A 5,383-nucleotide genomic window follows, 5' to 3' on the forward strand; every position below is an offset into this window, starting at 1 on the left:
CGACGGATGTTGCAAGATCGTGTGATGAGATGTCACGATCGACCGACCGCAGCTTTGTCGTCCATTGTGTCCAGCGTCGATTGGTTTGATGTTCGCTGTGCTGAATGTTTCCATTGTGTCATCGACGCACCGTCGAGCAGACGGTCACAAGCATCAATGACGGCGTGGTGTGCAACCAAGATCGGCATCGCTACGTCCTGCATAGATCGCCGCGATAACGATTGCAATCACCCGGTCGCGACGAGCGATTCGCAATTGTCAAAACGCCCGACTTCGCGACTCGGGTGCATTGCTTGGTTACCCGAATTCTGCCTCGGCGCTACAACCATTCGCTATTCGGGATCCGACGGACAAATCGCAATACCAACTTTGGTGCATCAGCCTGTACGTCTACAACACGGAATTCGTAATGGCCATTCTCGATCTCATCATCACCCACCCCTTCAAATTCGAAGGTTGAGCAGAATATCGATGAGAGTCGCGGCGACGAAAGATACAAGTCGCCATCCATTCGCATCAGCAAGGCATGTAGCTTTTGACCGCGTTCGGGAACCAAGGTGTCTGATTCGCCCTTCATGTACTGAACGCCAGTGCTGTTCAACGCAAGTGAGTGATTCCCGCATCGCGGACAGTCCACCAAGTCAGCGTTGACGTTGTCAAGTTTCTCAGAAAGTACGTAGCGAGGGCTCATCGCCGCCGCCTTGATGCGGTCATCTCGCGAAAATTGGTTTCCGCAACCGGTGCATGCAGGTGGTTCGTAGAGAAACGGTGTGGGCAACGGAAAATCTACAAACTGACACGCGTTGCATCGGTAAGGCGTTTGGTCGAAGCAGAACAGCGACGATTCGTAACCGCATTCGCAGAGCATGGACGCTTCGCCCGCTGGCCAATCGATATCGCTTAAGCTTGTAGTCAATGTTGCTTCAGTCGGGTAACGGTAGCGATATGCGGGCGGCGGCGAGAGACTCAACCACTGCAAAAACGGCAACGACCGCCGCTCCGTATCATCGCCTGGTTACCCGCTTCTTGAGTCATCAACCGTACGAATCGGGACGCTGCTGGAACCTACGATCGAATGCTGAAACATCATAGCCTTTCCCGCAAGCTTGAAAAGCAATCCGCGGATACCACGCATCTTCGGCATTGGAAAAAGAACCTGCTCTTTGAGCAGCAATCCGCGGATCAGGTAGTCAACCAAAGCCCGGTCGTACGCAGTGTCGGTCGAGGAGTACTGCTCAGATTCGCGATTGACCCATGATTCAGAGACCGCGATGGATTGCGTGTCAAAGTCAAGTTTCACCCAGTAGATGAGCGCCCCTGTCCAGCTGCGATGAAAGTATAGCCAGTCGCCGTCACGGTAGACGAACCATTTGTCTTCCATGCACTCTGGGACAAGTCCAGCGGATAGTTCACCTTCGTGGCAGAGGTCGAAGGACGCGGTGTAATCGAGCTGCTCACGAACCGTTGGTGGCTCAAGCGTGTTCCAATCGTCGCGTGAAGCTGGAGCCATGATTCTTCAGTCGGGTAACGTCACGCGTCACCGGGTACGCGCGAAAGACTCTCAACTTCAAAACCGCCCGACTCGCGTACGCCGGTGCACGCAATTGTTACCCGCATTTTGGATCTATGGGCGAAGCGATTCTGGAGCCAAGCAATTCGACCAGGGAAGAATACGAATCGCTTGGATCAATGGTAGCACGCGGAACGTAGATTGACACTCCTGTGTCCGGAATAAGAAAGAACCCCTTCGAGGCTGGTGTGAAACCTGTGAATCCCGACAGACGCATTGTTGCGGTACCGTTGGCCGACATCGAAGTGAGCGAATCCGTGTCGAATTGAATATCGACTGATTTGTCATCACGGACGGTCGCAACTCGTGCGTCCACCCATCGTCGCTTGTGAGTGGCAGCCATCACAAACTCGTAAACGCCCGCCGCTGCAAAAAGGGCACCGACAAGCCATTGGTTCTGGAATGCGACTGCCAATGTCACGCCGAATAATGTCAGCGCAATGGCGAACCAGATCTCGTACCGTTTAAACTTCGAACGGTGGCGTAACCATTCGTCGTATTGAAGCTCAAAATAGCTGCGATCAAAAATGACATTAGCAGTGGCGATCATATTCCAAAGTCTGTCGGGTAACGTTTAGCGTCACCGGGCGGTGGCGAGAGATGAAATTGGAAAGGTTACCAGGTCTCCACCACCGCTCCGTGTGCACGCAATGGTTATCCGTCATTTGCGGTGCGTGATGCGGTTGAAACACCGTCTTTTTGTCCCAGCAGTCGAGCAAAGCCGTGCGGAAGACCACAACCAAATAGTAGAAGCGGAGAGAGTAGGGTAGATGCGAACAGTGCCCCAATTAAGTTTTCCTGCTTGAACCGAAGCGAAGGGAAATGGAAAGTAAATAGAACGCAAACAACGAACGCGACAAATCGAGTCAGGTGAGGACGGCGATGCAGCGGAGCGGTCGATAACTGTGCGAGCAGCAATGCGAGAGCTGCCAATATCGTCCAGTCATTTGCGATGCCAGTAAGAAACACAAGCATGTTGCCGGAGATAGCTAGCTCCGCGCGATGACTCGTGAAAACGTCAATTGCGATAAGGCACAATCCAACGGCTAGCAATGTGATCAACGTGTTCCAAGCGAACACCCAACGATTACCACTTGAGCACTGCGAAATGGGACGTGGAGGTTCGTATGGGTTCTTCATGCAATCTCGCAGTTAAATTGCGAACGTCAAATCGTCAGTCGGATAACGATAACGATCACGTGGTCGCCGCGGACGACTCACCACTTTGAAAAACTCAGCTCGGCGACTCACGTGCATCGTCTGGTTCGCCGATTTCTGGCCTTGTACCAACCGTCTAGTCATGCTCACACAAATCGAGCGACAGATTGTATCGCCTTGACACGTCGGTCAGTGCGACGATCGTTTCGACACGGAAGTAAGCAAGTAGGGTGCCAGCACGGGCGCGTTCGATGCATTCGTCCATCGATAGTTCGCGTGCGACCGGAAGTTCTGAGTGAGAAGTGTTGATTGCACCAATCTGAGAGTCTGGTTTTGCATCACCGAAACGAAGTATCAAACTGACGGTGTCGAACGGGGCAGAATCGAGCCAATTGCATTCGGCAAGTCGCTGATTCAGTTCTGTCGCGACGGCAACAATCGCAGGGCCACATGGCGGGCGAATTCGTCCCCGCTTCGTGGCGACACCGCCAATCAAGAGTTGTTCGCTCAAGTGTGCAGCTCGTTGAATGATCTATATACGGCGAACGTTACCAATCACCCGGCGGCGACGAGAGATTGTCCATTGTCAAAACGCCCGACTTCGCCGCTCGGGTGCATTGGATTGTTCTGTCGCGTCTTGAGCAGCATGGAGCACCCCACGCGATCCGGGCAAGATCGAGAGCAGTAGTTTACCGATGCACCACTCTGCCAACAAAGTCGGGCCAAGTGTAGCAAGGGCTAGCGGCAATGCGATTAGTCCAGCGAATCCACCCGAGGCTGCGAAGAGTAGCATCAAACCGCAGATGAGGGTTAAGTTGGATCGGGTGCCGTCTCGACCAACTTTGCAATAGTGAATCCAAAGCCCAGTCGGAAACCACGATATAAACAACGCGGTTGGGTAAGCGAGCGGACCGAGGTATCCAAATTTTTCGCTCAGCAGACCGGCGACGCAGGTTCCGCCAACGATAAGTGCGAAGGCGATAAATGCGTCAACGAGCCACCGCATTGGCTGTTCGGGAACGTCGCGGACGGGCGTTGGGCCTGTGAGCACCGCCCAAATCCGAGTGTGCAGTGGACGAGCGTCTGATGTACTCGGCGGTTCGTATGGATCAGGCATGCTCATCGACAGAACGTTCAGCATCACCGGGCGGTGGAAACCAGTGTGATTGGAAAGCGAGACAGGTCTCCACCACCGCTCCGCGTGCATGTCATGGTTATTCGTCAATGTCGGGTGCTGATCGGATTTCTTCAACTATGTCGAGGAATGTGGAGGGATCGCCCCCAACGTAGACGATGTCGTCCCATTCGAAGGCTAGTTTGCCATCTCCGACTCGAACCCTGACCCAGGTGGGATTCATTCCAGCCTGGTACGACAGAGTGTAGCAGTCGCCGAGCAATGGATTCGAGCTGACGCAATCAATTGGATGCAGCGTTCCAATGAGTCGCTGCATATCGCTCTGTGAGACCGGACTTGGTGCTTGGTAGCGTGTTCCAGGCAGTTGCACGGTTGTAAAGTGCATCGCGGATCGAGAACGAAGCAATAGCTGTTCGTTGGTGATCGGTCGGGTTGGATCATGTCGGCTGCAGCCAGCCAAAAGATTCAGCACTGCGGCAAGCATCAGCACACGCATAGGTTAATCGAATAACGGCAGCGATATGCGGGCGGTGGCGAGGAATGTGATTGGAACGCCGAGTTGGTCTCCACCACCGCTCCGTCATCATCGCATGGTTATCGGGTATTCAGTCGTTGATTCAATCGAGCGACTTGGAATCGTTGAGTGATGATCAGGAGCGCACCGACAGGTGAGGAAGCGATGGGTACGATGTCGATGGAGACCGTCAAAGGATTGTATCAGACGCAATCGACATCGTTCGCATCGTTTCCGGGAGTCCACGTAGCGGCGAAACGTTGAAGTCGCGGTGAGGCGATCGGTTGGCAACCGAAACGCAGTCCGTTCGTCAGAAAGATTGACGACCGTTCGCCTGACCGCGACGGATGTTGCAAGATCGAACGACAAAGTGTGCCAAGCGACCGACCGCAGTTGTGTCCGCCATTGTTTTCAACGTCGATTGGTTTGATGTTCGCTGTATTGGATGTTTTCATCGTGCCGTAGATGCGTCGTCGAGAAGACGAACACGAGCACCGACGATAGCGTTGTGTGTAACTGAGATCTGCGTAGCTACGTTCGGCATGAGTTGCCGCGATAACGTTTGCGATATGCGGGCGGTGGCGAGCGATGTGATTGGAATGCCGAGTTAGTCTCCACCACCGCTCCGTCATCATCGCGTGGTTATCGGGAATACTTTCGTTGATCCAATCGAGCGATTTGAAAGCGTCGAGTGACGATCACGAGCGCACCGACAGGTGAGGAAACGATGGGTACGATGTCGATGGAGGACGTCAAGGGATTGTATCAGGCGTAGTCGACATCGTTCCCATCGTTTCCGGGAGTCTAAGCAGCGGTGAAACGTTGAAGTCGCGGTGAGGCGATCGGTTGGCAACCAGAACGCAGTCGTTCGTCCGAAAGGTTGACGACTGTTCGCATGACCGCGACGGATGTTGCAAGATCGTGTGATGAGATGTCACGATCGACCGACCGCAGCTTTGTCGTCCATTGTGTCCAGCGTCGATTGGTTTGATGTTCGCTGTGCTGA

The 5,383-nt window shown here is 53.8% G+C and carries 5 protein-coding genes; all 5 read right to left on the reverse strand.

Annotation, left to right across the window (positions count from 1 at the left end; all coding sequences use genetic code 11):
• Positions 1-319: 319 nt before the first annotated feature.
• Positions 320-868, reverse strand: a complete 549-nt coding sequence (locus LOC70_RS12750) for a hypothetical protein (protein WP_230253967.1) — start codon at positions 866-868, stop codon at positions 320-322.
• A 147-nt stretch (positions 869-1,015) separates the two neighbouring features.
• Entirely contained in the window at positions 1,016-1,381 is a 366-nt protein-coding gene (locus tag LOC70_RS12755) for a hypothetical protein (protein ID WP_230253968.1), read from the reverse strand.
• 226 nt (positions 1,382-1,607) lie between these two features.
• A complete protein-coding gene (locus LOC70_RS12760) occupies positions 1,608-2,120 on the reverse strand; it encodes a hypothetical protein (protein WP_230253969.1) in 513 nt (170 codons plus the stop codon).
• Positions 2,121-2,864: 744 nt separating this feature from the next.
• Positions 2,865-3,239 carry an Imm39 family immunity protein gene (locus LOC70_RS24630; RefSeq protein ID WP_390889040.1) on the reverse strand — a complete coding sequence of 125 codons (375 nt, stop codon included), beginning with the start codon at positions 3,237-3,239 and terminating at the stop codon, positions 2,865-2,867.
• A 1,942-nt stretch (positions 3,240-5,181) separates the two neighbouring features.
• Positions 5,182-5,383, reverse strand: a 202-nt coding sequence (locus LOC70_RS12765) for a hypothetical protein (protein WP_230253970.1), incomplete at its 5' end; no start/stop codon positions are given.

Source organism: Rhodopirellula halodulae, assembly GCF_020966775.1.
GTDB lineage: Bacteria > Planctomycetota > Planctomycetia > Pirellulales > Pirellulaceae > Rhodopirellula > Rhodopirellula halodulae.

Excerpts from the sequence above, each read along its gene's own strand:
- LOC70_RS12760 (WP_230253969.1), bottom strand. The coding sequence starts at position 2,120 with ATGATCGCCACTGCTAATGTCATTTTTGATCGCAGCTATTTTGAGCTT.
- LOC70_RS12755 (WP_230253968.1), bottom strand. The coding sequence starts at position 1,381 with ATGGAAGACAAATGGTTCGTCTACCGTGACGGCGACTGGCTATACTTT.
- LOC70_RS12750 (WP_230253967.1), bottom strand. The coding sequence starts at position 868 with ATGCTCTGCGAATGCGGTTACGAATCGTCGCTGTTCTGCTTCGACCAA.